Here is a 22,668-nt window from a genome sequence, read left to right as displayed (position 1 = left end):
TTACTTCTCCATCCGCGACACCATGCCCCACAGGCCGTCGAAGGTGGCGTTGCCCACCTGGTGCAGGCCGAAGCCCCAGAGGAAGGCGGTCATCCACGCGCCGGAGCCGCCCCAGGTGGGCGCGAAGACGTCCAACACCTGGAGCCCCAGCAGCACCGCGATGATGGACATCATCCCCAGCACCGCGAGCTCCACCTTCCACAGGTCGCGCGAGCGCGGCAGGGGAATCCAGTCCAGGTGCACCAGCACGTCGGTGCTCGCCTTCGTGGACGCCGGCGGCAGCGGGGAGAGGTTCCCGCTGGCGGGCCCGCCGGGCAGCGGCGGTGGCGGCGCGGGCGACGGCGCGGCGGGCTGCGAGAACGGATCCAACGTCACGGCCGAGGGGACGCGCTCCAGGGCCATCCGGCCGCCCATGGCGACGGGGGGCGGCGCGGGCGTGACGTGGCGCGCGAAGTCGTCGTGCGCGGCGCGGTACTCCGGCGCGGCCAGGTTCGCCTCGCCCTTGTCCAGGTGCGCGCGCGCCGCCGCCAGCCGCGCGTCCACCGCCGTCTGCCAGTCCGCGAGGGCGTGCAGGTCGCCGCCGGCCTGTGCCTGGAGCTGCGTCAGCGCCTTCTCCAGGTTGTCCACCAGCTCGCGCAGGTACAGCGCGTGCGCGGACTGGTAGTAGAGGAACGCCTCGTCCACGCTGGCGTGCATGCGGGCCCGCGCCCGGGCCAGCTGTTCGCTCACGCGCAGGCGCAGCGCCGCCCACTCCTCCTGCGTGAAGCCGCCGGGCAGCTCCTTCGCGGAGAGGGCGTCCTCCAGGTCCGTCAGGAGGATTTCGAGGAAGGCCTCGCGCGCGGTCTCCACCAGGCGGCGTGACGCCTCCAGGTCGGGGCCGGGCAGCTGCTGACGCGCCCGCAGCACGTACAGGGGCAGCTCGCCCTGGAGCCGGCGGCTCACCGGATCATCCCCGCGCTGCGAGGCCAGCGTCCGCGACTGCTGCTCCAGCTCCGTCAGCCGAGACTCCAGCACCGCGCGGGCCACCGCCTCCAGGTCGAGCGTGCGCATCAGCTGCGCCTGTTCGCTGAAGTCCGCGGCCGTGGCCTGATCATTCTGGAGCAGCGTCTCCACCGCCTTGAGCTTGCGCTCCGCGTCCAGGAGCGCCACGTCCTTGAGCCCTTCCAGCTGCCGCAGCAACACGGACCAGAGGGAGAAGAGCTGGAGGCGCGCCTCGAAGAGGGCGAGCACGGAGTCCTGCACGACGAGCCCGCTCAGCGGCCGCTGGATGTCCGCGAGGAGCGCGTCCACCTGGCGGCGCAGCGACGCGGCCACGGCGGCCTCGCGCTCCAGCGGACGGGCGGGCACCAGGGATTGGAGCTTCTGGCGCGCGGCCTCCGCGCGGCTGCGCAGGTTCACGCGCGGGCGCACGCGCTGCACGTAGAAGCGCACCGCCGCGGACGTCACCACGCCCAGGAAGATGAGGAACGCGCCGAACATCGCGGGCGTCTTCACCCAGACGGTGAAGGCCTGCTCCACCGCACCGCCCTCCGGCACGAGCAGCCGCACCGTGCCGGTGTACTCGCCGGACTCCGGCAGGTCACCCACGTCCAGGCTCAGGAGGCCGGTGCCATACGCGGGCACCTGGAGGACGCCTTCTCCGCCCGGCCCCAGCGGCTGGCCCTCGGGTCCGCGGAAGAACCACTTCGCATCCTGCGCCTGCACGGGCGCCGCGCCATCCCCGGCGCCACCGGCCTTGCGGTCCAGCTGCACCACCGCCGCGGGCCCCACCGCGCCGCCCACGCCCGCCGTCTCCCGGAAGGTGAGCCGCACCGTGGCCTTGCCGGAGAACGGCCCCAGCGTCCAGCCACGCGCGGGCGCCACCGGATAGAACTGCACCGTGGGCGCGGACGCCACGCGCTGCACGACGAGCGGGGTGACCTCCCGCGCGCCGTCGCCCAGGAGCACCACGCGGCCCTGGTAGTCACCGGGCACGGGCAGGTCCGCGGACAGCGTCACCGTCACGGGTTGCCGCACGGAGATGGGCACCTCCGCCGCGCCGTCCGTCGTCCCCACGCGCACCGTCACCGGCACCTGCGTGCCGTCCGCCGCGAGCAGCGGATCCACCAGCACCGTCACCCGCGTGGTCTCCACGCCCGCGTCCGGAGACGCATCCGTGGACGCGGGCAGCAGGTCCACGCGCAGCACCGTCTCCAGGTGCGTGGTGGACGTGCGCAGGCGCACCTCGTTGTTCGAGGACAGACCCGCGAGGCCGAAGCGTGGCGCGGCGCTCGCGAGCATGGGCAGCAGGCAGAGCACGGCGCACGCCAACGTCGTGCCCGTGTGGAGCAGGACCTTCGCGGCCCTGTTGCTTCGAGCGGGAAGGCTCATGCGCGGGACGATAGCAGCCCCCTCCCCTGGCCCCGCATGTTCGACCGCGCGCTACAGCTCAGTCCCAGCCCAGACGGCGCAGCACGCTGGAGGACAGGCTGGCGCGGATGGTGTCCAGGGGGATGCCCTCGTCGTCCTCGGCGGACTCGTGGCCCGGGCGCGGATCTCCGCTGTGGTGCAGCGCGACCAGGTCCAGGTCCGGCGTGAAGCACGGTGAGCCCGACGAACCCGGGTGCGTGTTCGTACAGTACGTGACGCGCGTGTGCGAACGGTTGACCGCCTGGAACGTGTCCAGCGCCACCGTCATGGGCCGGCCCTTGGGATGCTGCACCACGAGCGCCAGCGCACCGGGCGCGAACGCCGTGGGCGCCGATGGCGCCAGCGGGATGAAGCCGCGCGGCCGGTCCCCCAGCTGGTCCTCTCCCGGGGCGTCTTGAATCTGGAGGAAGGCGTAGTCCAGCTCGTCGCGCGTGGCCTCGCGCGGACGCGGGTGCATCAGGTCCGCCGGGCTGTGCGGACTCTGCGCCAGGCACGCCGTCACCGCGTACACCCGGCCCGGGTGCACCGCGATGCGGTCCGGCAGCACCTTCAGGTCGAAGCGCACGCGCAGCGCCTCCAGCAGCCGGTTCTCGATGACGTGCGAGTTCGTGAGCACCACGTCCGGCGCCACCAGGAAGCCCGTGCCCAGCGCGCGGCCCCCTTCCAGCTCCACGCGGCACACGCGCCGCGACAGCGTGGTCAGCCGGTCACGCCAGACCTCCGGCGTCAACGCCAGCCTGGACTGCTGGACGATGCGCGCCAGCGCGCTGCCGGACACGCTGCGCTGCACGGAGGACAGGTAGCTCTGGAGGAAGCGGCGGATGCGCGGATGGCCCGGCGCCGCCGCGTGCGCGCCGCGCACCAGCACGTCCGTCCACCCTTCCGCCTCCGCGGTGCGCACGAGCGCCCGCGCCCGCGCCGCCCCCTCCCGCTCGACGGGGGGCACCAGGCTGCGGCCGCATTTCACCTCGACCATCCGGTGGAGGTCCTCCACCGAGGTGAACGCGCCCAGGAGGGCGTGGGTCAGTTCCTCCTGTTCGGAGCCTTCAAGCTCCATCCGTTTCCTCTCGCGGCCGCGCGATGTTCACACCCGCTGTGTGACTTGCAGTGTACGCATGCGGGCAGCGATTGCACCGGGCGTGGAGCGCTTGGCGGGCCGGGCCCCTGCCGCGCTTCCCGCGCGCATTCCACTCGCCCCCACGGCCAGACGGAAGGGGCCTGCACCGGCGCCGTGAGTGGAGAATGACCCCACGGCGCCAGCGTGCGTCAGCGCACCGCCCAGGTGGAGGGCGGCAGCGACGCGGTGATGTCCGGCCGGCCGGGGACGCCCAGCCGCGCCGCGCCCGCCTGCAACGTCCCGGCGAGCGTGGGGAGCACGCGGAACTCCACCTGCACCGGCGCGCCCTGTTCCCGGGGGGCGAGGCTCAAGCTCAGCGCCCCGTCCTGCACGTCCCACCCGGTCACCTGTCCGGAGGACACCAGCGCGTCCAGGCTGGCGGGATCCACCTGCACGCCCGCGGGCAGGTCCTGCTGGAAGCGCAGCGGCAGCGAGGACGGCGCGCCCACCTGGACGCGCACGTTCGTCAGCTGTCCCACGCGCGCCTCCTTCGGCCCCGTCACGGCCAGCTGCAGGCCGCCCTTCGCCTCGCTCTTCCACGGCACCGCCGCGGACAGCGCCAGCGAGAAGCCCAGCCCCGGCACCGCGGGCTCCGCGCGCACGGTCCACGCGTGCGTCCCCGCCGAGCCCGGCGCGGCGGCCTCCAGCGCCAGCACCTCGCGCAGCGCCTTCGTGTCGTAGGTGCCTTCGGTGACGACCTGTCCGTCGCGCGCCACCGTCACGCGCACCTGGGCCGGCAGCGGGGCCTTGAAGAGGGCCAGCGCCGCGCGCAGGCCCACGCGGTTCGCCTGCCCATCCCCCCAGCCCAGGCCCGGCGTGTAGTGCGCGAGCAGCCAGGCGCCCAGGTCCGCGAGCGGCGCCTTCGCATCGCCCTGGAGGGCGAGCACCGCCATCGCCGTGGCCTCCGCCTCCGAGGGCACCTGGCCGTCCGCGCGCACCGTGTCCGGCTCCACCGGCAGCCACGCGGTGCCGTCCGGGCCGGACTTCAGCGCTTCGCGCACGCGGGCGCGCAGGGTGTCCGCCACGCTGCCCTCCGCCCCGCCCTCCGCCAGCAGCACCGCCGCCGTGTAGCCGTCCTTCACCTGCGGCAGGTAGCGCTCGACGACGCCCGACGCGCGCACGGTGAAGGCCGCCGCGCGCTGCTTGCCCTCGGGGGTGCCCTGCGCCGCGCGCACCGTGCGGGCGCAGTCCGCCGTCGCCACCAGCAGCCGCTGGAGCGTCCAGCCGTCACCGCCCTGGCAGGTGCCGTCCGGCCGCTGCGCCTGGGCCACCTGCGCCACCAGCCGCTCGCCCAGCCGCGCGAGCACCGGGTTGTCCGGGTGGGCCAGCGCGCCCTCCGCCAGCCGCGTCGCCACGTCCACCGACGGTGCCCGCGCCGCGCGCAGCACCCGCTGCGTCGACACCAGCGCCAGCGCCTTCAGCGCCGCGGGGTCCGCCGTCTCGCCCAGCGCCTTCAGCAGCTCCGGCGCCTGGCCCGCGAGCAGCAGCGCGTACGCGTCTCCGGCCACGTCCACCGGCCGGCGCTCCACCGCCGCCAACTCCGCGCGCACCACGCCCAGCGCGCCCGGGTACACCTGCAGCCGCACCCGCTCGCTGCCCGCCTGTGCGTCCGAGGGGCCCGTCAGGGACAGCGTGCGCGGCGCCGCCAGCGAACCGCCGCGCGTCTGGACCACGGGCTGCCCGGTGGCCCACACGTCGAAGTCGCGCACCACCGCGTCCGTGTCGCCCAGCGAGGCGCGCACCGTCACCGGCCCCGCGTCTCCGGCCTTCACCGTCACCATCTCCACCACGCTGCCGCGCGCGGGGACCCGCACCGTGCGCGCGCCGGCCTCCACCTGCGCGCCCTTCACGTCCACCTTCAGCGCCGCTTCCACGGCCTTGTCGGTGGTGTTCACCACCTGCACCGGCAGGCGCACGGTGTCGCCCGCGCGAAGGAAGGGCGGCAGCACCGGATCCAGGTACGTGGGCAGCGTGCCCGCGAAGGACGTCACCGCCCCCGCCTGCGCGCCGGAGCGCGAGTGCGCGAGCGCCAGCACCCGCCACTGCGTCAGCCGGTCCGGCACGCGCACCGGCACCGTCGCCTGACCGTTCGCGTCCGTCACCACCAGGGGCTCGAAGAGGAACGTCTCCGGGAACCACGCGCGGGTGGGCGCGGCCGCTCCCCCCTTGTCCGCGAGGGCGTCCCCCGGCGCCTCCTCCATCTCCGGCTCCGGAGGTGCCGCCACTTCGGCCACGGGCGCCGCGGCGGGCATCGGGGGCTCGGCCCGGCCGCCGCCTCCTCGCGGCGCGCCCCCCTCGTCGTCGTACGAGTTCGCCGAGCCGAAGCTGCTCATCTTCTTGCGTTGCAGGGAGCCTGACGCCATCCCGTCGAAGCTCGCATCGCCCGCGAGCGCGGCGGCGGAACTCCCCGAAAGGCGGCGGAGCATGTCCCCCGCCACCAGCGCGAGCGTCATCCCGCCCAGCACGAATCCCACCCCGAGGCCCACGGCCCCGGACATCCACGAGCGCTGCTTCATGGCGCCTCCCGGGCGACCCACGCGCCCCAGTTCACGACGTCCTCCGGCAACCGCGTTCCATTCACCACCACCGCGCGCGGATCCGTCAGGGCCAGCAGGTCCTCCGGCAGCCGCGACAACCGCAGCTTGCGGCCGAACGCATCCGTCACCTTCTGTCCGCGCTGCTCACAGGCGGCCAGCGACTCCGCCCACAGCCGCGCGAGCCCCGCCGGATCCAACGTCTCGCCCGCGGGCGCGGTCTCCTCCCACTTGCGCGTGCGCGCGTGCAGCTCCGTCAGCACCGCGTAGAACGGCTCCGTCAGCTCCGCGTCCGGCGAGAAGGGGCTCGTGGCGCTCGCCGTCAGCGGCGTCTCCAGGTCCTCCCGCGCGGGCACCGCCGTCACGCGCAGCAGCGCCGCCGCGGCCGCGTTCGCGCCCCGGATGCGGCCCATGGCCAGCGCCTGGCCGTCCAGCACGCCGAAGGCCGGCGTGGCCACCGACGGCGAGGGCCGCAGCCCGTCCAGCGCATCCGCGCCCGGCAGCGGCGCCAGCTGGGCCAGCGTCTCATCCACGCCGAAGAGGCCCACCGCCGCCTGGCCCTCCTTGCCGTCCACGCGCGTGTGGACCTGGAGGTGCGCCAGTTCCCCGGGCGCGTACGCGGGCTTGTCCGGCGACACCTCCACCGACAGCGCCGCGCGCGGTGCCACGTACACGCGCGCGGACGCGTCCACGCCCTCCACCTCCGCCCAGCCCTCGAAGTCCTGGGGCAGCGTGAAGCGCACGGAGCGCGTGGCCGGATCCACCATCTCCTTGAGCCGCGCCTGCCCCGCCACCAGCACCAGCGTCCGGGGCAGCTCGCCCTCGAAGCCCGGGCCGCGCAAGAGCTCCACCTTCACGGACTCGCCCGCCTTCGCCAGCACCGGTGTCGCGCGCAGGCGCAGCGGCGGCAGGCTCGCGGGGCGCAGCACGAACTTCGTCTCGCCCATGTCCTGGCCGTCCCACTTCGCCCGGACCTTCAGCTCGTAGCCCAGGAACGTGGTGGCCCGCGGCGGACGGGGCACGCCGTTGCCGCCATACGTGGGCTGCGCGGTGAAGCGCACCACACCCATGGCCTCCGCCGGCCTCCGTCCCGCCAGCAGCTCCGCCTGCGTCGAGGCCGGGACGCGGATGCGCGCGAAGCGCTCCTTCACGCACGCCAGCACCGCCGCGGGGAGCGCGTCGTCCCCCGCGGGCTCCTGCACCCAGGACAGCGCCAGCTCCGGACGGTCCGCCCACCGCCGCCACGTCAGCACGGCGGGCACGGTCGCGACGCGCTCCAGCGCGGGGGGCAGACACGCCCGCGCATCCAGCGCGGCGACCGTCAGCCCGTCGTTCACGCCCCGCTCCTCACCCGAGGCGGCCTGGGTGCTCCAGCGGAGCGAGGGCAGGCCCGCATCCACCACCTGGAAGCGCAGCTGGAGCATCCGCTCCCGGCCCGCCGGCAGTCCCTTCGCGCGCACCGCGGACGCCATGCACGCGTCCAGCCCGTCCTCCGCGCCGGCCACGTCCAGCACCTGCCCGGACGCGCCCACCCGCACCGCGAACTCCGCCAGGGAGGCACCGGAGTTCGGCGCGACGAAGCGCGCACAGGGATGCAGGACGGGCAGCAGCCCCTCCAGCGCGACCTGGTCCTCGAGCGACGCCTGTCCGCCCTGCGCGCCCAGCAGGTCCCGGGACGACACGAGCGACACGGGCGGCGGACGCGGCTGCACGCGCACCGGCAGGGGCGGCACCACCACGTTCACCGCGGGGCCCGGGTCCAGCTGGAAGGCGGCCACGCCGTCCTCGTCCGCCACCGCGCTCACGCCCTGGTCGCGAGGGTCCCACGCGCGCGTCACCGTCACCTCCGCGCCCGGCAGCACCTGGCCCGACGCGGTGGTGGCGCGCAGGTAGACGCGGTTGCTGAAGCCCGCCACCAGCCCGTCCTCCAGCTCCGTCACGGAGGACACGGCCAGCGCGTCCTCGGACAGGAGGAGCGACACGGCGCCGCGCACCGGCTCACCCGTGGCGTCCTTCGCCTCCACGCTCGCGCTCAGCGTGGCCTGGCCGCGCAGGTCCTGGGGCACGCGCGGCAGCGTCACGCGGAAGCGGCCGGAGGCATCCGTGCGCGCCTTCGTCGGCAGCTCGCCCCGGAGCCACTCCGTCGGCGGCGGCCATGCGCCCGCGTGGCTCCACGCCAGCGTCACGTCCGTGTCCGCCACCGGCGCGCCGGACGCGTACGACACCTGCCCCGTCACCTCCGGCGTGTCGTTGGCGCGCCAGAAGGGCCGGGGGCTTTGCGCCTCCAGCCGCAGGCGCGGCAGCGTGAAGGGCTCCACCGTGAAGGACTCGGAGCCCTCCGCGCCGCCGCTCGTCCACGCCACCGTCCACGTGCCCGTGGGCGCGCCCCGGTCCAGCGGGAACTCCCCGGCCACCACACCCCAGGGGCCCGCGGGCGCGCGCTCCTCCAGCACCACCTCTCCGTCGGGGTCCGTCACCTTCCACGTCCCCGGCCGTCCGTCGAGCGGCGACAGGTCCTTCGCGCGCAGGGCCACCGCGCGGAAGCGCACCCGGTGCCCGGGCTCATAGAGGGGCCGGTCCGTCAGCACGCGCACCCGCGCGGGCGCGTACAGGGGCAGCGCCGCGTCCACCGTGTCGGTGCCCAGCGGCGTGGTGACGCGCGCGCGCAGCCGGTAGTCGCCATCCGGCACCTGGGGCAGCGTCACCGGCGCCGTCAGAGGACCGTAGCCGTCACGCGCCCAGCGGCCCTTGGCGTCCAGCGGCAGCGGCGTCTCCTGGCCGGCCGCGTCCACCAGGAACAGCGCCGCGGTGCCCCGGCCCACGGGGGACTCGAGCTCACGGCCCTTCGCGTCGACCCCGTGCGCCTCCGCCCAGACACTCACCTGGCTGGAGGCGCCTCGCGCAAGGCCAGTGGCGGACACGCCCACCGTCTGGCGGAACTCGCCGTCCGGACACGCGGCCACGTCCACGCCCTGGAACATCCAGGCGGACAGACACCGCCCGGAAGCCACGAAGGCCAGGCCTCCCCCCAGAAGCAACAGCCCGAGCCCCCCGGCCACCCATCGCCGGCGCTGGATGCCACCTGTCATGCGTTTTCTCCCCGTCTGTCCACTGTACGCCGGAACGCCGGGAGCCGGTCCCCACCTCCCCCCGTTGACGTATCCACGGGGTGGCTGGGCTAGGGTGGCGCGCCATGGCCGCGCCGAAGAACCGCCCTCCGCAGGATGCCCTGCCGCCCCGCCTCGATGCCCTGCTCGAGGCCTTGATGGACCGCGACTTCGCGACGCGGCTGCGCAAGGTCTACCAGGCGGCCGCCGTCGCCATCGACCGGCTGGGACACCTGAGCATCGTGAAGTACGAGCCCACCACCGCCGAGCCCGACGACGCCGCGGACCTGTCGCTCTGGGAGACGATGGCGCCCGCCATCGGCGAGACGCTGGTGGACGTCAACCGGCTGGTGGTCGCCATCCGCGACGCCTTCCCCCCGCCCACGCGCCCCGCCGTGTCCAACGACGGCGGCTGGGCCCCGCCCCCCGCGAGTTCCGACGAGCGCCTGTCGCAGGAAGCGGAGGCCGTGCTGCACGCCAGCGCGGAGCGTCTGGCCAGGCGCGTGCAGGAGCTGGGCGTGCAGATGCGCCGGCCGGAGGTGGTGAGCGACCGCTGGACGCTGATGTCTGAACTGGCCGCGTCGCGCGCGGACTTCCGCAACCGCATCGGCGACCTCGTGTACCTCACCGCCGCGGCCTTCGCGGACGTGCGCCGCGAGGACGTGGTGCCCGGCTACGCCAACCAGGTGGGCGCGCGCGTGGCCCTCAGGGGCGCGGCGGCGGACCTGCGCCGCTCACTGCAGGGCCGGCTGGAGCGCGCCGCGAAGGCGACGGACGCGCAGCGCCCCGCGCTCGCCAGACAGGCCGAGGAGAGCCTGGCCGCGTTCGTGTCCCTGCCCGCGTCGCTCGCGCTGAAGACGCCCACCAAGCGCGAGATCGTCGCGGCGCGGGGCCGGCTGCGCGCGGCGGGCACGCGGCCCGAGCTGGGGCCGGAGGTGCTGCCCGGGCTCGTGGAGCCCTTCCTCGCGCTGCTGGACGAGGCGATGGAGGAGCTGACGCGCACGTGGCTCACCGTGCACGACCGCGCCGTGTGGGCCGCGAGCGGCGTCCGGCTGGAGCAGGTGGACATGCACCTGGAGCTGGGCTCCCCGGGCGCGGCGCGCGTCCTGGAGGAGGCGGTGGCGGCGGCGGGCGCGCTCTCCGGCCGCTCGGCGCCCTTCGACGCCTTCCTGCGCAAGGGCCGTCAGGAGGCCGCGGAGGGGCTCAACGAGGCCGGCGCGCGCGACCTGCTGGCCCGCTTCCGCGAGCGCCTGGCCAGCCTGCCGTTCAGCTAGCGGGCCAGGGCTTCGACAGGGCCCGGTGAGCCACCGGGCCCTGGAAGCGAACGGCCGGGCGCTTCACCAGAGCTGCACCGGAGCTTCAGGGCTTCGTGGGCGACGCCGGCGTGGGCGCGGGCAGCACGGGGACGTCCTTCTTCGGAGGCAGCACGCGCAGCTCCTCGAAGCGTGCCGCCAGCGTGTCCGGAGTCATCTCCTCCTGCCACTGCTTGGGGTTGGTGTTCCACCCGAAGTCGGCTGGCACCTTGCCGCCGCCCTGGCTGGTGTAGCCGATGGTGTCCGGGAACTGCGCGGACCAGCGGCCGCCGGGATCCGGCTCCTTGGTGACGTGCTGCCGGTTGGGGAGGATGAAGGGCTTGGTCTTGGGAGCATCACTCATGCAGCCAAGCCTCTCCGAAAGAGACCTCATTGGGTAGAGCCAAGCTGGGCTGCTGCCGCCTTCGCGCATGGTTCTTGGGAGGCAGCACGCTCGGCCCCAGCTCGAACACCGCGGCGAAGTAGCGCGCCTGCGACTCGCTGCCGTACCGGTACCGCCGCACGCCCCCCGCGTGGGCCACCTCCACCCGCCAGCCTTTCGGGTCGCACATGACCTTCACTGTGTTCCCTGCGCCCATCCACGCCTCCCCCGTCCCGTTGTCGTCCGAGGAAGTGCGATCTCCGTGCCATCGCCTGCAAGCCCGCCCAACGGGTTGCGGTGTCAGCGTGTGAGCAGTCGGAGGGGGACCGGTAACGATTGCAGCCTGCCCTGGAGGGCCGCCTTCTGTCCCCCAGAGGTGGGGCGGGGCGCCACACCGGGTCCTCGCGGGGTGATGCCGGTCTGCTTGTGTCGGGCGGATCCTGCGTTAACTCAATGGCATGACCCAATTCGAGACCCAGAACGGAGAGCGGTTCGCGGACTTCGATCTTCCCGAGGGCTGCATGATGTGTGGCGGCGCGGTCTCCATCCGGGCCACGCCAGCGGGGGCCCATGGCTACTGCCCCCACTGCCACGTGCTGTCGCGCCCGCAGATGCGGGTGAAGCCCAACGGCGTCGAGCTCTCCTTCGAGACCACGGCGCTCGCCTGAACCCGGGCGTCCCTTCCTGGTGCACTGAGCGTCAGTGCACCAGGGACAGGAGCAGCGGCGCGCTGAGGAACGACAGCGGAATGCCCACGCCCACCATCAGCACCGCCAGCTCCGGATCCAGCTCGTACTCGGCGGCGAGGATGGCCGCCGTCACCATGGGCGCCATGGCGATTTGAAGCACCGTCGCCTGCCTCACCACCAGCGACAGCCCCGGCACGAGCGTCAGCAGGCCCAGCACCGCCAGCGGCGCGAGCACCAGCTTGTAGGACAGCCCCAGCACGAGCGCCGGCGCGCGCGGACGCAAGCCCCGCAGCCGCAGCTGGAAGCCCACGATGAACAGCGCCAGCGGCGTGAGCAGGTCGCCCAGCCGTTGCAGCACCGCCTCCAGCCAGTCCGGGAAGGCGAAGGGCCGCAGCACCAGCGCCACCACCAGCGCCTGGAACGGGGGGAACACCAGCACCTTGCGCACGAGCGTGCCCGCGGACACCGCCGCCTGGGCGCGGGCCTTCGCCGCCGTCAGCGTGGCGAGCGTCGCCATCACCAGGAACGACCCCAGCTGATCCGCCACCACCGCCACCGGCACGCTGGCCGGGCCCAGCAGCGCGGTGGCCATGGGCAGGCCCACGAACGCCGTGTTGCCCAGCCCCGCGGTGAGGATGAGCGCCGCCACCGACTCGCGCGGCAGGCCCAGCCGCGGCCCGAGCAGCCGCAGGAACAGCACCGCCCCCGCGAAGAGCAGCCACGGCGCCGCGGCGGCCACCATCAGCCCGGACGTGAACTCCAGCCGGTGCATGGAGCGCAGCACCAGCGCGGGCAGGGACACGTTGAGGAGGAAGGCGTTGAACGCGGGCGCCGTCCCTTCGGGGAACCGGCCGCTCCCGCGCGCCAGCACGCCCAGCACCAGGCACACTCCCAGAAGTCCGATGACCTGCCCCATGCCCGCCTCGCGCCCGCCTTCCCAGGTGTGGATTGGCGCGGCAACCTGGAGGAGCCCGCAAGCGATGTCCAGCGCCATGAGGGCACACGCGGGGAAGTCGCGTTTCGCGCGCGGCTGGAATGCATGAGGCTCCAACCAGCACCCACCGCCTGCCCGTGACGGAGCGCGGATGGAAACGCGCCGGGCGCGGGCGCATGCTGTCGCGCGCCCGCGGTCAGACCTTCCTCCCCACGTCCGTCGGGCATCCGCCATGAATCCCGTTGCCACGGTGTTGAGAGCGCTGGGCGGGGGTGGCCTGCCACGGACGTACTGGGTCCTGTGGGTGGGCACCTTCGTGAACCGGCTGGGGTCCTTCGTCGCGCCCTTCCTGGCGCTCTACCTCACGCGCGAGCGCGGCTTCAGCGTGGAGCAGACGGGCTTCATCGTGGCGCTCAACGGCGCGGGCGCGGTGATGGCGGCGCCCCTGGGGGGCATGCTCGCGGACCGGGTGGGCCGCAGGCTGACGCTCGCGGGGGGCCTGTGGCTGGGGTCCGGGGCCATGCTGTTCATCGGCTTCTCGGAGACGCCGGGGAGGATCGCGGCGGCGGCCTTCCTGCTGGGCATCCTGGGGGACCTGTACCGGCCGGCGGTGTCCGCGGCGGTGGCGGACGTGGTGCCGCCCCGCGACCGGGCGCGCGCGTACGGGATGCTCTACTGGGTCATCAACCTGGGCTTCGCCATCGCGCTGCCCCTGGCGGGCCTGCTGGCGGGGCTGGGCTACCGGATGCTCTTCATCGCGGACGCGGTGACCACGTTCCTCTACGGCTGCTGCGTCTGGGTGTTCGTGCCGGAGACGCGGCCCCCGGAGGCGCGAGCGGCCCACGCGTCCCACTCCCCCCTGGGGGCGGTGCTGTCGCCCTTCCGCGACGGGGTGTACCTGGCCTTCTGCCTGCCGGTGTTCGCGCTGGCCCTGCTCTTCCACCAGAGCTTCCTGAGCCTGCCCTTGACGCTGACCCAGCAGGGCCTGACGCCCGCCGAGTACGGGCTGGTGATGTCCGTCAACGGGGTGCTCATCGTCGCGCTCCAGCCGTTCGTCGTGCGCGGGGTGGGACGGGTGCGGCGCTCCACCGCGCTGGCGGTGGCGGGCGTGCTCACCGGCGTGGGCTTCGGGCTGCACGCGCTGCCGGCGAGCGTGCCGCTCGCGATGGCCGCCGTGACGGTGTGGACGCTGGGGGAGATTGTCCACTCGCCGGTGGCGCCGTCGGTGGTGGCGGACCTGGCGCCCCCGGAGCTGCGCGGCAGCTACCAGGGCGCGTACCACATGATGTGGGGGCTCGCGTCCAGCGTCGCCCCGGCGCTGGGCGGCGCGATGCTGGGCCACGTGGGCGCCACCGCGCTGTGGGCGGGCTGCTTCTGCGTGGGCCTGGCCGCGGCCGCGTGGCACCTCACCATCGCGGGAGCGCGCAGGCGCCGCGTGGAGACGCTGCGCCTGGAGCGCCCGGAGATGAGCGCCAGCCTGGACTGAAGGGCGGGCGCCTACTGCCCGAACCCGAGGAGGGCCTCGGGCTTCGTGAGGCCGCGCGCGCGGGCGACGGGCTGGAGGATGTCCTGCGGGGGCGCGTCCGCGGTGAGCAGCAGCGCGCGCACGGCGGTCTCCACCACGTCCTCGGCGCCGGGGCGCACCATGCCGCGCCGGGCGTCCGCCACGCGCTTGCCGCGGTACAGGTCGAAGCGCTCCTTCACGTGCTTCGCCACGTCCGCGACGGCCTTGTCGCCCGCGTCCACGCGCAGCTCCAGCTCGTTGCGCAGCTGCACCGGGTCCGCGAGCACGCCGTAGCGGTCATAGCCCTTGTGCGCCAGGTCCTCGTGCAGCACCGCGTAGTCCTGCGTGTTGGGCGCGGCCACCTGCTGGGGCGCCACCAGGTCGCGCATCACCGCCGTCACGGTGGCCGTCACCGTCAGCCGGTGCAGCTGCACGTCGTAGACGAAGTCCGAATACATGGGCTCCTCCACGGTGATGGGCTCGCGGAAGACGGCGTCGCGGTTGCGCTGCACCTCGGCGCGCTGGAGCTCCGCCTTGTCCAGCGCCGCCTGCACCGCCACCTCCAGCACGCGCGCCGCCTTGGCCTTCTGCACCATCAGGCCTTCGTCCTGCGTGCACTGCCCCGAGCACCGCTCCGGGTCGCACTCGCTGGGCATCTTCCCCGGGCTCTTCGCGTCGCGAGCCTCCTCGCCGCACTCCAGGATGGCCTCGCGGCACTCGCGCTTCTCCCGCTCGCGGCAGCGCTCCGCGGCGTCGCGCAGCGTGCCCAGCTCCACCTGGGCCTTGAGGTACTCGCGCAGCACGGCGGCCTGCTTGCGCTCCACGCCCTCCAGGGTCCGCTCCGTCTCCAGGAGCTTCTTCTCGTAGTCGCCGCGCTTGGGGTTGGGCACGGAGCGGTTGCCCGCGAGGTAGCGCTGGCTGCGCTGGGAGTCCTCCACCGCCTTGAGCGGCAGCACGCGCTCCAGGGCCAGGTCCAGCTTCACGCCCACGCGGCCCGGGGGCGCCTCCGTCACGACCTTCAGGGGCAGCTTCGTGGGCAGCGCCGCGGCCAGCCGTCCCGCGCTCAGCCGCTGGGCCACGTCGGGGGCCTGGGCGTTGTCCTCCACGGGGGTGGCCACCACCAGGAAGGCCACCTCGTCGCGCAGCCGCTGCCGCACGGCCTCCGCGCGCTCGCGGGCGGCGGTGGCGCCCACGCGCTCCTGGTCCGCGCGCACGTAGGCCACCAGCGCGTTGCCCAGCTTGCCGGCCTTCTCCAGCGTGTCCGCGCTGGAGAAGAAGCGCTTCGCCCACGCCACCTGCACCGCGTCCACGCCCCTGCGGGCGTTCACGTGGTCCGGCGCCACGGCCAGCACCGCGTCCAATTCCGCGCGAGCATCCTGGAGCTTCTCCTCCTTGAGCAGCCCCAGGGCCACCCCCACGCGCGCCTCCAGCGTCTGGGCGAGCAGCGCGCGAGCCCCCTCATGGTCGGGGTCCAGCTCCAGCACGCGCACCAGCAGCTTGGTGGCGGACGGCAGGTCCCCGGAGGAGTGGGCGGCGCCGGCCTCCTGGTACACCTCCGCGCCCCACTCCTTGCGCACCGCGCGCAGCTTCACGGTGATTTCGGAGGCCTCCGGGTCCGCGGCGAGGGCGCGCAGGTAGGCGGCTTCGGCCTCCGCCCAGTGGCGCTCCTTCACGGCGCCGTCACCCTCGCGCACCGCGCGGGAGAAAGCGGAACAGCCACTGAGCAGCACCAGCGACAGCAGGGCCAGGGCGCTCAGCCAGCGGGAGGGGGCAGGGGGGATTCGGGCGGGGGAGCTCACGCGCCGCATTCTCGCGGGAAAGCGCGCCGGGCGTGAAGATTCCGACGGCCCGCCCGGCCGGTTGGCCCTCGTGAAGGCAGACATCCTGGCGGGACGGGCCAAGGACACCCGACGTCATTAGGCTGTTGTGCCTTTTGAATGTGTCACACCCACACCGTCTTCTGCTGGCAGCAATGAGACAGGGTGCGGGCGTTCAGTGTCCGGACAGCGGGAGCCCGGGAATGACGCGACGCACCAGTCAGTAGAGGGAATCAGCACCCACGAGGGGGGCTAGAGGAATCCAATGCCTTGTCCACAGCCGCGTCCCACCAAGTTCCACCTCCCGCTGCGGGCCGACTCGTTCTCCATCGAGGAGTACCGCAACGTCCACTGCCGCTTCTACGGCGGCTGCATCGACGTGGCGGTCCGTCAGGACTGGGAGAGCTTCACCTGCGCCAAGTGCCCCCTGTTCCAGCAGGACAAGGCGCCAGGCGCCAGCTCGTATGCCTTCACCCAGCCCGCGAACTTCGGGCAGCCGTAGCCATGGCGTCTTTGTTTCAAGGTCTGTGATTGAGACGGCCGGGCGTCCTGCCCTCTTCCGCGCCTCTTTGCTGGGAGGGGGAGCGGGCTGGAGGGACGCCCGTCGTCCGGCCCCGCTTCCTGTACCCCTGGACACTGCCTCCCTGACGGACAGGGCCCACCTTGTCAGGCGGTGAGGGGACACCGGATGCAGGAGCGGCGTGTCACATCGTGGTTGGAGTTGCAGGACCTGCTGTTCGCGGGCTCGTGGAACGAGCCGCTGGGCCGGTTCCGCACGAGCTTCGTGTTCCGGGGGGTTCCGGACGCGAAGCTGGACTTGACGGCGACGCTCAACCGCCAGGGTGCGTTCGTGCGCCAGGAGCGGGACCTGCTGCGGGCCTTCCGCAAGTACGCGCGGGGCGTACCGGGCACGGAGCGGCTGACGTCCATCTGGGACTGGCTGGCGCTGGCGCAGCATCACGGGATGCCCACGCGGCTGTTGGACTGGACGTTCAGCCCCTATGTGGCGCTGCACTTCATGACGGAGCGCATGGACCTGCTGGAGCAGGACGGCGCCATCTGGTGCGTGGACTACCACCAGACGAACCAGCAGCTGCCCAGGCCGCTGCGGGAGCAGCTGCGGCTGGAGGGCGCGGACGTGTTCACGGCGGAGATGCTGGCGTCGGTGGCGGGGGACCTGACGACGTTCGACGGGCTGGGGGAGCAACCCTTCGTGTTGTTCTTCGAGCCGCCGTCGCTGGACGCGCGCATCGTGAACCAGTTCGCGCTGTTCTCGGTGATGAACGGGCCGGACCTGAGCCTCAACGACTTCCTGGGGCACCAGCACGAAGGGGTGCGCAGGCTCGTGGTGCCGGCGAAGCTCAAGTGGGAGATCCGCGACAAGCTGGACCAGGCGAACATCACCGAGCGGGTCCTCTTCCCCGGCCTGGACGGCCTCAGCCGCTGGCTGCGCCGCTACTACGCCCCCCGTCCCCGGTAGGCACAGGCACCTGCGGCTCCGGAGCAGGAGCGGGTGGCGGAGCCTCCTGTGCGGGAGGCGTCACAGGGGGCTGGGTATCCGGAGCCGGTGCTGGCGGGGGAACCGCGAAGGAGGCATCTCCCGCCGGTGGAGGAGCCTTGGCGATCACCTCTCCCTGGGGAGTGACCGCATAGGCATCCCACGCATCGAGGACGCGGATGCGAGGCCCACCACACCGACCGAAGTCCTGGTGCACCGCGACGAAGTAGAGCCCCTGGGTCGCCCCGGTGAAGACGGCGACCGCCAGGCCCTGCTCCGGGCTGGAGCAGCCCTGGAACAACGTGGGGTCGGGGTTCGTGCGGACGAACTCCCGCACCGCGCCTGCCGCGGCCACCGCGGCTCCGGCTTCCATGGGTTGCCCCACGAGCGTGGCGGAGGTCTCGTCGGGCCATTCGATGGGTGTCTTCCACGCCGTTGGCCTCGCGGCACATCCCGCGAGCACCGCGATGCATCCCGCTGCCAGTGCCCTGCCCCTCATCCATGCTCCCTATTCACGCAGCAGCCGCAGTGGCCCATTCGCGCACTGGGGCGCCGACCCCAGGTGACTCCGTGTCGGCGCGCAGGCGCCCAGGAAGGTCCACCTTCGCCGCCGTTCACTCCATTGCTCGACCTCACCCGTGGGAAAATAGCGCAGGTAGACCCGGCTGCCGTCCATGCGCTCCGCGACCAGGGCGGAGGCCATCTCGATGGCCAGTTCCTTGAACAAGGCGGGGGCGGGGTTGCCGGGAACCAGGCGCACCACCGCCATGGCGGTCAGCGGATCGAACGCATCTGTTGGCCAGGCCAGCAGGTCCACCGAAGAGGGTGGGCTGCCACATGGATGGTTGTGGATGAACCCGACCACCCAGACCTGCGAGGCCCGATGATCCTCATCCTCGACCTGTAATGGCGCGGAGCACTGGTCATGACTTCCACGAACAGGCTCGGACACGCGCCAGGACAAGGCATTTCGCCCGCCGGTGACGTAGACGGTCGCACAGTACTCCGTGGACAGTCCCCGGATGGGGCGCAGCGTCGCGGGGTCGCACGTCCGGGCACCGGGACGCTTGAGCAAGGCGTCCGCGACATCCCGAATCAGTTCAATGGGGATGGAGTTGTCCCCGGCGGGCATCGGGACCGCAGGCACCTCCGCCCAGGGGCCGCGAACGGTCTTCGCGGCCGCGAAGGGAGTGGGAGCAGACACCGCCCCCGCGCACCCCACCAGCAGCACCAGCAATGACGTCAGCGTGAATCGCACGGAGCGGCATCCTCGCACCGACGCGAGGAGAGCACCCCACGCATTCACGCATGCACGGGTTCCCCACCCATGGGGCCGGAGCGGTCCCGGTCACGGCGGGCCTCGCGCTCCGCGGCGTCCCTTGCCCAGCGCGCGTCATCCGCGCGGAAGCCCTTGTGCGCGAGCATGCCTCCGAAGATGACCGCGCCTATCAGCAACAACATCACCAGGATTCCCACCAACATCGCGCCGACGATGAGCATGTGCACCACCTCCACTCCCAACGGTGCGTCGCGCCCGCCCCTCCCGCAGGCCGGGGCCGACACACCCTGCGGGACCTTGCCTCCCCGTCCGTCCCCGCCTGCCCGTGCCCCCGGTCCCCCCGCCTGGCAATGGACCGACAAGAGACGCACCTTCGTCGGAGCGCCGCCGGAACGCCCCACATGGAGGTGCGCCAATGCAAGACGCCGGCAACGGGCGACACGACACCCCTCCCCCTGCCTGGAAGCACCAGCCCTCGCAGCCCCCGCCTGCTCCCCACCCCCAAGCCCCCCGCCCGGACACCGCCCCGCCCACGTCCGGCGGTGAATGCCCGCCGTACGACGACTTCGACGACCCCATCGCGTCCTGGTAGGGAATCGGGGCATGAGCGTGCCCCGCCCCAACCCCCTGCTGTCGGACCGCGACGTGGACTTCCAGCTCTACGAGGCGCTGGACACCACCGCCCTCTGCGCGCTGCCCGCCTTCCAGGAGCACTCGCGCGACACCTTCGCGCTCCTCCTCGACAGCACCCGCCGCTTCGCCCGCGAGGTGCTCGCCCCCACCTACCGGCCCATGGACGCCGCCCCGCCCGTCTTCGAACACGGCCGCGTGCGCGTGCATCCCGCCATGCGCTCGCTCTACGCCGGCATGGTCGACCTGGGCCTGCTCACCGCCACCCGTCCTCCCGACGTCGGCGGCCAGCAGCTGCCCCTCACCGTGCACGCCGTGGCCAGCGCCTACCTCATGGCCGCCAACCTGAGCGCCTATGGCTACCTGGGCCTCACGCTCGGCGCCGCGCACCTGCTGGAGGTCTTCGGCACGCCCTTCCTGCGCGACACCTTCATGGCCCGGCTGTACCGCGGTGAGTGGACCGGCACCATGGCCCTCACCGAGCCCCAGGCCGGCAGCAGCCTCGCGGACGTGAAGACGCGCGCCACGCCCGCGCCGGACGGCTCCTACCGCCTCCAGGGCTCCAAAATCTTCATCAGCGGCGGCGACCAGGACTTCACCGACAACGTCGTGCACCTCACCCTCGCCCGCATCGAGGGCGCGGAGGGCGGCACGCGCGGCGTGTCCCTCTTCGCCGTGCCCGCGCGCAGGCCGCAAGGAGACGCGCTCGTGCCCAACGACGTCCAGGTGGCCGGCGTCATCCACAAGATTGGCTGGCGCGGCCTGCCCAGCCTCGTCCTCAACTTCGGCGAGGCCAATGACTGTCATGGCTGGCTCGTGGGCCAGCCCGGCCGCGGCCTCGCCTGCATGTTCCAGATGATGAACGAGGCGCGCATCATGGTGGGCCTCAACGGCGTGTCCACCGCCGCCGTCGCCTACCAGGAGTCGCTCGCCTACGCGCGTGAACGGCCCCAGGGCCGCCCCGCGGGCATCCGCGACACCACGCGCGCCCAGTCCCCCATCATCGAACACGCCGACGTGCGCCGCATGCTGCTGCGCCAGAAGGCCATCGTGGAGGGCGGCCTCGCGCTCCTGCTCACCACCTCCACGCAGGCGGACCTCGCCAGCCACGCCCCGGAGGAAGCCACGCGCAAGCGCGCGCACCTGCTCTTGGACCTGCTCACGCCCATCGCCAAGTCGTTCCCCGCGGAGAAGGGCTTCGAGTCCAACGCGCTCGCGCTCCAGATTCACGGCGGCTACGGCTACTCCAGCGAGTACCTCCCGGAAGCGTGGCTGCGCGACCAGAAGCTCAACAGCATCCACGAGGGCACCACCGGCATCCAGGGGCTGGACCTGCTCGGGCGCAAGGCGGTGGCGGAGGGCGGCGCCGCGCTCCACGCGCTCGACGAGGAGGTGCGGGCCACCACCGCCCGCGCCCGCGCCGCCGGCGTGGAGCCCGCGTGGAGCGACGCGCTGGAGGACGCGCTCCAGCAGGCCGCGGGCCTCACGCTGGAGCTGGGCGCGCGAGGCATGGCGGGCGAGGTGGACGTGATGCTCCGCCACAGCACGGACTTCCTGGAGCTCTTCAGCGTGGTGGCCGTGGCGTGGCGCTGGCTCGCGCAGGCCGCCGCCGCGAAGGAGGGGCTCGCGCGCACGACGAACGCGGAGGACACCGCCTTCTACGAGGGAAAGCTCGCCGCCGCGCAGTACTGGTTCGCGGTGGAGGTGCCGCGCGTGCCGCTGCTCGCCCACCTGTGCCGCACGGGCGAGGACTCCTACGCGCGCATGCGCCCGGACTGGTTCTGACATGTCCGTCTCCTTCCACCTGTGCCAGCCCGGCGGGGGCGCCTCGTGCGGCGCCTGCTGCGGCCTCTACAACTTCCGGGACCACTCGCGCGCGGCGCTGACCCGCAGGCTCACGGCGCAGACGGAACGGCTCTCCCGCACGCCCCACACGCCCGAGGCCTACGGTGAAGCCGCGCGCGAGCTCACCGCGAACCGCGACGCCCCGGCCCTCTTCCCCATCGTGCGCGTCTGTCCCCTACTGGGCTTCCTGGACGCGGAGCACCAGCGCGTGGGCTGCCTGGGCCATCCCCTGGTGACGGGTGGCACGGACCTGCGCGACTGCGGCGTCTACCGCGCCACCATCTGTGAGACCTTCACCTGTCCGTCCTTCGGCTGGCTCACCGACGCGCAGGCCCGGCTGGTCCAGGCCGCGTGCGCGGACTGGTACCTCTACGGACTGGTCATCACCGACGTGGAGTTCGTGCGCGGCTGCCTGAAGCTCCTGGAATGGGAGCTCGGAGGCCCCGCGTCCCCGGACGTCCTGCGCGAGCGCCCCGAGTCGCTCGCCGCCGTGCGCCGCCTCTTCGCCCTCAAGGAGACGGCCCCCGGCCGCGACGGGCAGGCCACCGTGTTCGGCCGCTTCGCCCATGACCCGGAAGGCGAACCCACCCCGCGCTCGCTCGACTACGCGGCGCTGGGCACGCGCGCCGCCCCCGAGGACGACGTGGTGCTGTGCCTGGGCTACACGCCCTCGGACGCGCCTGCGCTGCTCGCCGCCCGCGCCCTGGTGCGCGACCACGTGCGCGCCGTGGCCGCCACCTTCCCCGCTTAAGCCCCCGCCATCCAGAAGCCAACACCCATCCAGAGGCCGGGCGCTTGCAACGGCAGAGGGTCGTCCGCAGGTTCGCCTGCGGGAGGGTTGGCGGATGGGTGGACGTTGGATGTGGATGGGGATGGTGGGGCTGTGCTCGCTCGCTTCCGGCTGTCAGGAGCATGACACCGCGGACACGATGACGGAGACGCCGGCGGCCATGCAGGCCCGGGACTCCGCGAGCGGCGGGCTGATGGTGCCCGCCACGCCCGCGCTGGCACAGAGCACGGTGGACGGCGACCGTCCCCGAAGCGGCGATGCGCTGCCGGCAACGAACGCGCAGGTGCCCCCGGACACGGCACCGCCCCCCGGCGCCCGGCCACTTCCAAGGCCCCGCGTGAATGAACCCGCGCGGGGCGCCACGGCGCAGGCCCCCGCGAATGCTCCGGCCCGTCAGGGCACGGCGGCACCGAACGCGAATGCCCGGCAGCAGGCCCAGGCCAACCCGGACGGCGCGCCCGCGACGCAGGCGCCCGCCGAGGGCCGGGTGATGATTGGCGCGCAGGCCGTGCAGGCCAGCGAGGACGAGTCCTGGTACGAGGGCGCGGCCAAGGCGGCGCAGGCGGCTGTGACGAACAACTCCTCCAACCGGCCGCTGGAGCAGGTCGTCATCGCGTCCAGCACGGTGAACGGCCGGGTCACGCGCGTGGGCAGGGACACCCTGCACGTGCGCGACGGCGAGGGCACCGTCTACGAGCTCCAGCTCGACCAGCGCAGCCGCGGCCTGCGCCAGGGCCAGCGCGTGCCGCTCAAGGAGCTGCAGGAGGGCACCCCGGTGCGCGCTCAGTTCGTCCTCATGGGCGGCCGCACCGTCGCGCGCGACGTGCAGGTGCGGCGCTAA

Annotated in this window: 19 protein-coding genes; 8 read left to right on the top strand and 11 right to left on the bottom strand. The window is 73.4% G+C overall.

Annotation, left to right across the window (positions count from 1 at the left end; translation table 11 throughout):
* From NR792_RS30815 to NR792_RS30800, 4 genes are all read right to left on the bottom strand, one after another.
* Positions 1 to 2,370 (bottom strand): hypothetical protein, encoded by a 2,370-nt coding sequence (locus NR792_RS30815; RefSeq protein ID WP_375756277.1) that lies wholly within the window; start codon positions 2,368 to 2,370, stop codon positions 1 to 3.
* Between the two features lie 58 nt (positions 2,371 to 2,428).
* Positions 2,429 to 3,466 carry a trypsin-like peptidase domain-containing protein gene (locus NR792_RS30810; protein WP_375756276.1) on the bottom strand — a complete coding sequence of 346 codons (1,038 nt, stop codon included), beginning with the start codon at positions 3,464 to 3,466 and terminating at the stop codon, positions 2,429 to 2,431.
* Positions 3,467 to 3,675: 209 nt separating this feature from the next.
* Positions 3,676 to 6,042: an alpha-2-macroglobulin family protein gene (locus NR792_RS30805; protein WP_375756275.1), complete on the bottom strand. Its 2,367-nt coding sequence runs from the start codon at positions 6,040 to 6,042 to the stop codon at positions 3,676 to 3,678.
* On the bottom strand, positions 6,039 to 9,149 hold the full coding sequence (locus tag NR792_RS30800) for an MG2 domain-containing protein (protein ID WP_375756274.1): 3,111 nt from the start codon (positions 9,147 to 9,149) through the stop codon (positions 6,039 to 6,041). The genes NR792_RS30805 and NR792_RS30800 overlap by 4 nt, the downstream gene beginning before the upstream one ends.
* Positions 9,150 to 9,253: 104 nt before the next feature.
* Here NR792_RS30800 and NR792_RS30795 point away from each other — a divergent pair, with 104 nt between their 5' ends.
* Positions 9,254 to 10,441, top strand: a complete 1,188-nt coding sequence (locus tag NR792_RS30795) for a hypothetical protein (protein WP_375756273.1) — start codon at positions 9,254 to 9,256, stop codon at positions 10,439 to 10,441.
* Between the two features lie 85 nt (positions 10,442 to 10,526).
* On the opposite strand, the gene NR792_RS30790 is transcribed toward NR792_RS30795, so the two are convergent.
* Positions 10,527 to 10,823: a hypothetical protein gene (locus NR792_RS30790; protein WP_375756272.1), complete on the bottom strand. Its 297-nt coding sequence runs from the start codon at positions 10,821 to 10,823 to the stop codon at positions 10,527 to 10,529.
* Positions 10,816 to 11,031, bottom strand: a complete 216-nt coding sequence (locus NR792_RS30785; RefSeq protein ID WP_375756271.1) for a hypothetical protein — start codon at positions 11,029 to 11,031, stop codon at positions 10,816 to 10,818. Before NR792_RS30785 ends, NR792_RS30790 begins: the two co-directional genes overlap by 8 nt.
* A gap of 268 nt (positions 11,032 to 11,299) precedes the next feature.
* Here NR792_RS30785 and NR792_RS30780 point away from each other — a divergent pair, with 268 nt between their 5' ends.
* Entirely contained in the window at positions 11,300 to 11,509 is a 210-nt protein-coding gene (locus NR792_RS30780; RefSeq protein WP_375756270.1) for a hypothetical protein, read from the top strand.
* A gap of 31 nt (positions 11,510 to 11,540) precedes the next feature.
* Here NR792_RS30780 and NR792_RS30775 read toward each other — a convergent pair whose 3' ends face one another.
* Positions 11,541 to 12,446 (bottom strand): AEC family transporter, encoded by a 906-nt coding sequence (locus NR792_RS30775; RefSeq protein WP_375761720.1) that lies wholly within the window; start codon positions 12,444 to 12,446, stop codon positions 11,541 to 11,543.
* Between the two features lie 250 nt (positions 12,447 to 12,696).
* Here NR792_RS30775 and NR792_RS30770 point away from each other — a divergent pair, with 250 nt between their 5' ends.
* Positions 12,697 to 13,950 carry an MDR family MFS transporter gene (locus NR792_RS30770; RefSeq protein ID WP_375756269.1) on the top strand — a complete coding sequence of 418 codons (1,254 nt, stop codon included), beginning with the start codon at positions 12,697 to 12,699 and terminating at the stop codon, positions 13,948 to 13,950.
* An 11-nt stretch (positions 13,951 to 13,961) separates the two neighbouring features.
* Here NR792_RS30770 and traC read toward each other — a convergent pair whose 3' ends face one another.
* Complete coding sequence (traC, locus tag NR792_RS30765) at positions 13,962 to 15,776, bottom strand: outer membrane exchange accessory lipoprotein TraC (protein WP_375756268.1); 1,815 nt, start codon at positions 15,774 to 15,776, stop codon at positions 13,962 to 13,964.
* A 274-nt stretch (positions 15,777 to 16,050) separates the two neighbouring features.
* Between traC and NR792_RS30760 the strand changes: the two genes are divergently transcribed.
* Both NR792_RS30760 and NR792_RS30755 read left to right on the top strand, forming a co-directional pair.
* Positions 16,051 to 16,287 carry a hypothetical protein gene (locus NR792_RS30760; RefSeq protein WP_120530553.1) on the top strand — a complete coding sequence of 79 codons (237 nt, stop codon included), beginning with the start codon at positions 16,051 to 16,053 and terminating at the stop codon, positions 16,285 to 16,287.
* 186 nt (positions 16,288 to 16,473) lie between these two features.
* Positions 16,474 to 17,265 carry an FRG domain-containing protein gene (locus NR792_RS30755; protein WP_375756267.1) on the top strand — a complete coding sequence of 264 codons (792 nt, stop codon included), beginning with the start codon at positions 16,474 to 16,476 and terminating at the stop codon, positions 17,263 to 17,265.
* Here NR792_RS30755 and NR792_RS30750 read toward each other — a convergent pair.
* The 3 genes from NR792_RS30750 to NR792_RS30740 form a co-directional block, all read right to left on the bottom strand.
* Positions 17,222 to 17,656 carry a hypothetical protein gene (locus tag NR792_RS30750; protein ID WP_375756266.1) on the bottom strand — a complete coding sequence of 145 codons (435 nt, stop codon included), beginning with the start codon at positions 17,654 to 17,656 and terminating at the stop codon, positions 17,222 to 17,224. The two genes, NR792_RS30755 and NR792_RS30750, sit on opposite strands and share 44 nt — an antisense overlap.
* A gap of 135 nt (positions 17,657 to 17,791) precedes the next feature.
* Positions 17,792 to 18,541 (bottom strand): hypothetical protein, encoded by a 750-nt coding sequence (locus NR792_RS30745; RefSeq protein ID WP_375756265.1) that lies wholly within the window; start codon positions 18,539 to 18,541, stop codon positions 17,792 to 17,794.
* Positions 18,542 to 18,585: 44 nt separating this feature from the next.
* On the bottom strand, positions 18,586 to 18,783 hold the full coding sequence (locus NR792_RS30740; RefSeq protein ID WP_375756264.1) for a hypothetical protein: 198 nt from the start codon (positions 18,781 to 18,783) through the stop codon (positions 18,586 to 18,588).
* Between the two features lie 382 nt (positions 18,784 to 19,165).
* Here NR792_RS30740 and NR792_RS30735 point away from each other — a divergent pair, with 382 nt between their 5' ends.
* From NR792_RS30735 to NR792_RS30725, 3 genes are all read left to right on the top strand, one after another.
* Positions 19,166 to 20,977, top strand: coding sequence for an acyl-CoA dehydrogenase (locus NR792_RS30735; RefSeq protein ID WP_375756263.1), 1,812 nt, complete (start codon positions 19,166 to 19,168; stop codon positions 20,975 to 20,977).
* Position 20,978: 1 nt separating this feature from the next.
* Entirely contained in the window at positions 20,979 to 21,788 is an 810-nt protein-coding gene (locus NR792_RS30730) for a hypothetical protein (RefSeq protein WP_375756262.1), read from the top strand.
* Between the two features lie 94 nt (positions 21,789 to 21,882).
* Positions 21,883 to 22,668 carry a hypothetical protein gene (locus tag NR792_RS30725; RefSeq protein ID WP_375756261.1) on the top strand — a complete coding sequence of 262 codons (786 nt, stop codon included), beginning with the start codon at positions 21,883 to 21,885 and terminating at the stop codon, positions 22,666 to 22,668.

The organism is Corallococcus exercitus (assembly GCF_042231735.1).
Taxonomy (GTDB): Bacteria; Myxococcota; Myxococcia; order Myxococcales; family Myxococcaceae; genus Corallococcus; species Corallococcus exercitus_B.
Note: the sequence above shows the minus strand (reverse complement) of the source record. Positions and strands in the feature narration are given on the sequence as shown.

Excerpts from the sequence above, each read along its gene's own strand:
- NR792_RS30740 (WP_375756264.1), bottom strand. The coding sequence starts at position 18,783 with ATGCTCATCGTCGGCGCGATGTTGGTGGGAATCCTGGTGATGTTGTTG.
- NR792_RS30805 (WP_375756275.1), bottom strand. The coding sequence starts at position 6,042 with ATGAAGCAGCGCTCGTGGATGTCCGGGGCCGTGGGCCTCGGGGTGGGA.
- NR792_RS30775 (WP_375761720.1), bottom strand. The coding sequence starts at position 12,446 with ATGGGGCAGGTCATCGGACTTCTGGGAGTGTGCCTGGTGCTGGGCGTG.
- NR792_RS30780 (WP_375756270.1), top strand. The coding sequence starts at position 11,300 with ATGACCCAATTCGAGACCCAGAACGGAGAGCGGTTCGCGGACTTCGAT.
- NR792_RS30815 (WP_375756277.1), bottom strand. The coding sequence starts at position 2,370 with ATGAGCCTTCCCGCTCGAAGCAACAGGGCCGCGAAGGTCCTGCTCCAC.
- NR792_RS30790 (WP_375756272.1), bottom strand. The coding sequence starts at position 10,823 with ATGAGTGATGCTCCCAAGACCAAGCCCTTCATCCTCCCCAACCGGCAG.
- NR792_RS30750 (WP_375756266.1), bottom strand. The coding sequence starts at position 17,656 with ATGGAAGCCGGAGCCGCGGTGGCCGCGGCAGGCGCGGTGCGGGAGTTC.
- NR792_RS30760 (WP_120530553.1), top strand. The coding sequence starts at position 16,051 with ATGCCTTGTCCACAGCCGCGTCCCACCAAGTTCCACCTCCCGCTGCGG.
- NR792_RS30755 (WP_375756267.1), top strand. The coding sequence starts at position 16,474 with ATGCAGGAGCGGCGTGTCACATCGTGGTTGGAGTTGCAGGACCTGCTG.
- NR792_RS30770 (WP_375756269.1), top strand. The coding sequence starts at position 12,697 with ATGAATCCCGTTGCCACGGTGTTGAGAGCGCTGGGCGGGGGTGGCCTG.
- NR792_RS30730 (WP_375756262.1), top strand. The coding sequence starts at position 20,979 with ATGTCCGTCTCCTTCCACCTGTGCCAGCCCGGCGGGGGCGCCTCGTGC.
- NR792_RS30810 (WP_375756276.1), bottom strand. The coding sequence starts at position 3,466 with ATGGAGCTTGAAGGCTCCGAACAGGAGGAACTGACCCACGCCCTCCTG.
- NR792_RS30785 (WP_375756271.1), bottom strand. The coding sequence starts at position 11,031 with ATGTGCGACCCGAAAGGCTGGCGGGTGGAGGTGGCCCACGCGGGGGGC.
- traC (WP_375756268.1), bottom strand. The coding sequence starts at position 15,776 with ATGCGGCGCGTGAGCTCCCCCGCCCGAATCCCCCCTGCCCCCTCCCGC.
- NR792_RS30725 (WP_375756261.1), top strand. The coding sequence starts at position 21,883 with ATGGGTGGACGTTGGATGTGGATGGGGATGGTGGGGCTGTGCTCGCTC.
- NR792_RS30795 (WP_375756273.1), top strand. The coding sequence starts at position 9,254 with ATGGCCGCGCCGAAGAACCGCCCTCCGCAGGATGCCCTGCCGCCCCGC.
- NR792_RS30735 (WP_375756263.1), top strand. The coding sequence starts at position 19,166 with ATGAGCGTGCCCCGCCCCAACCCCCTGCTGTCGGACCGCGACGTGGAC.
- NR792_RS30800 (WP_375756274.1), bottom strand. The coding sequence starts at position 9,149 with ATGACAGGTGGCATCCAGCGCCGGCGATGGGTGGCCGGGGGGCTCGGG.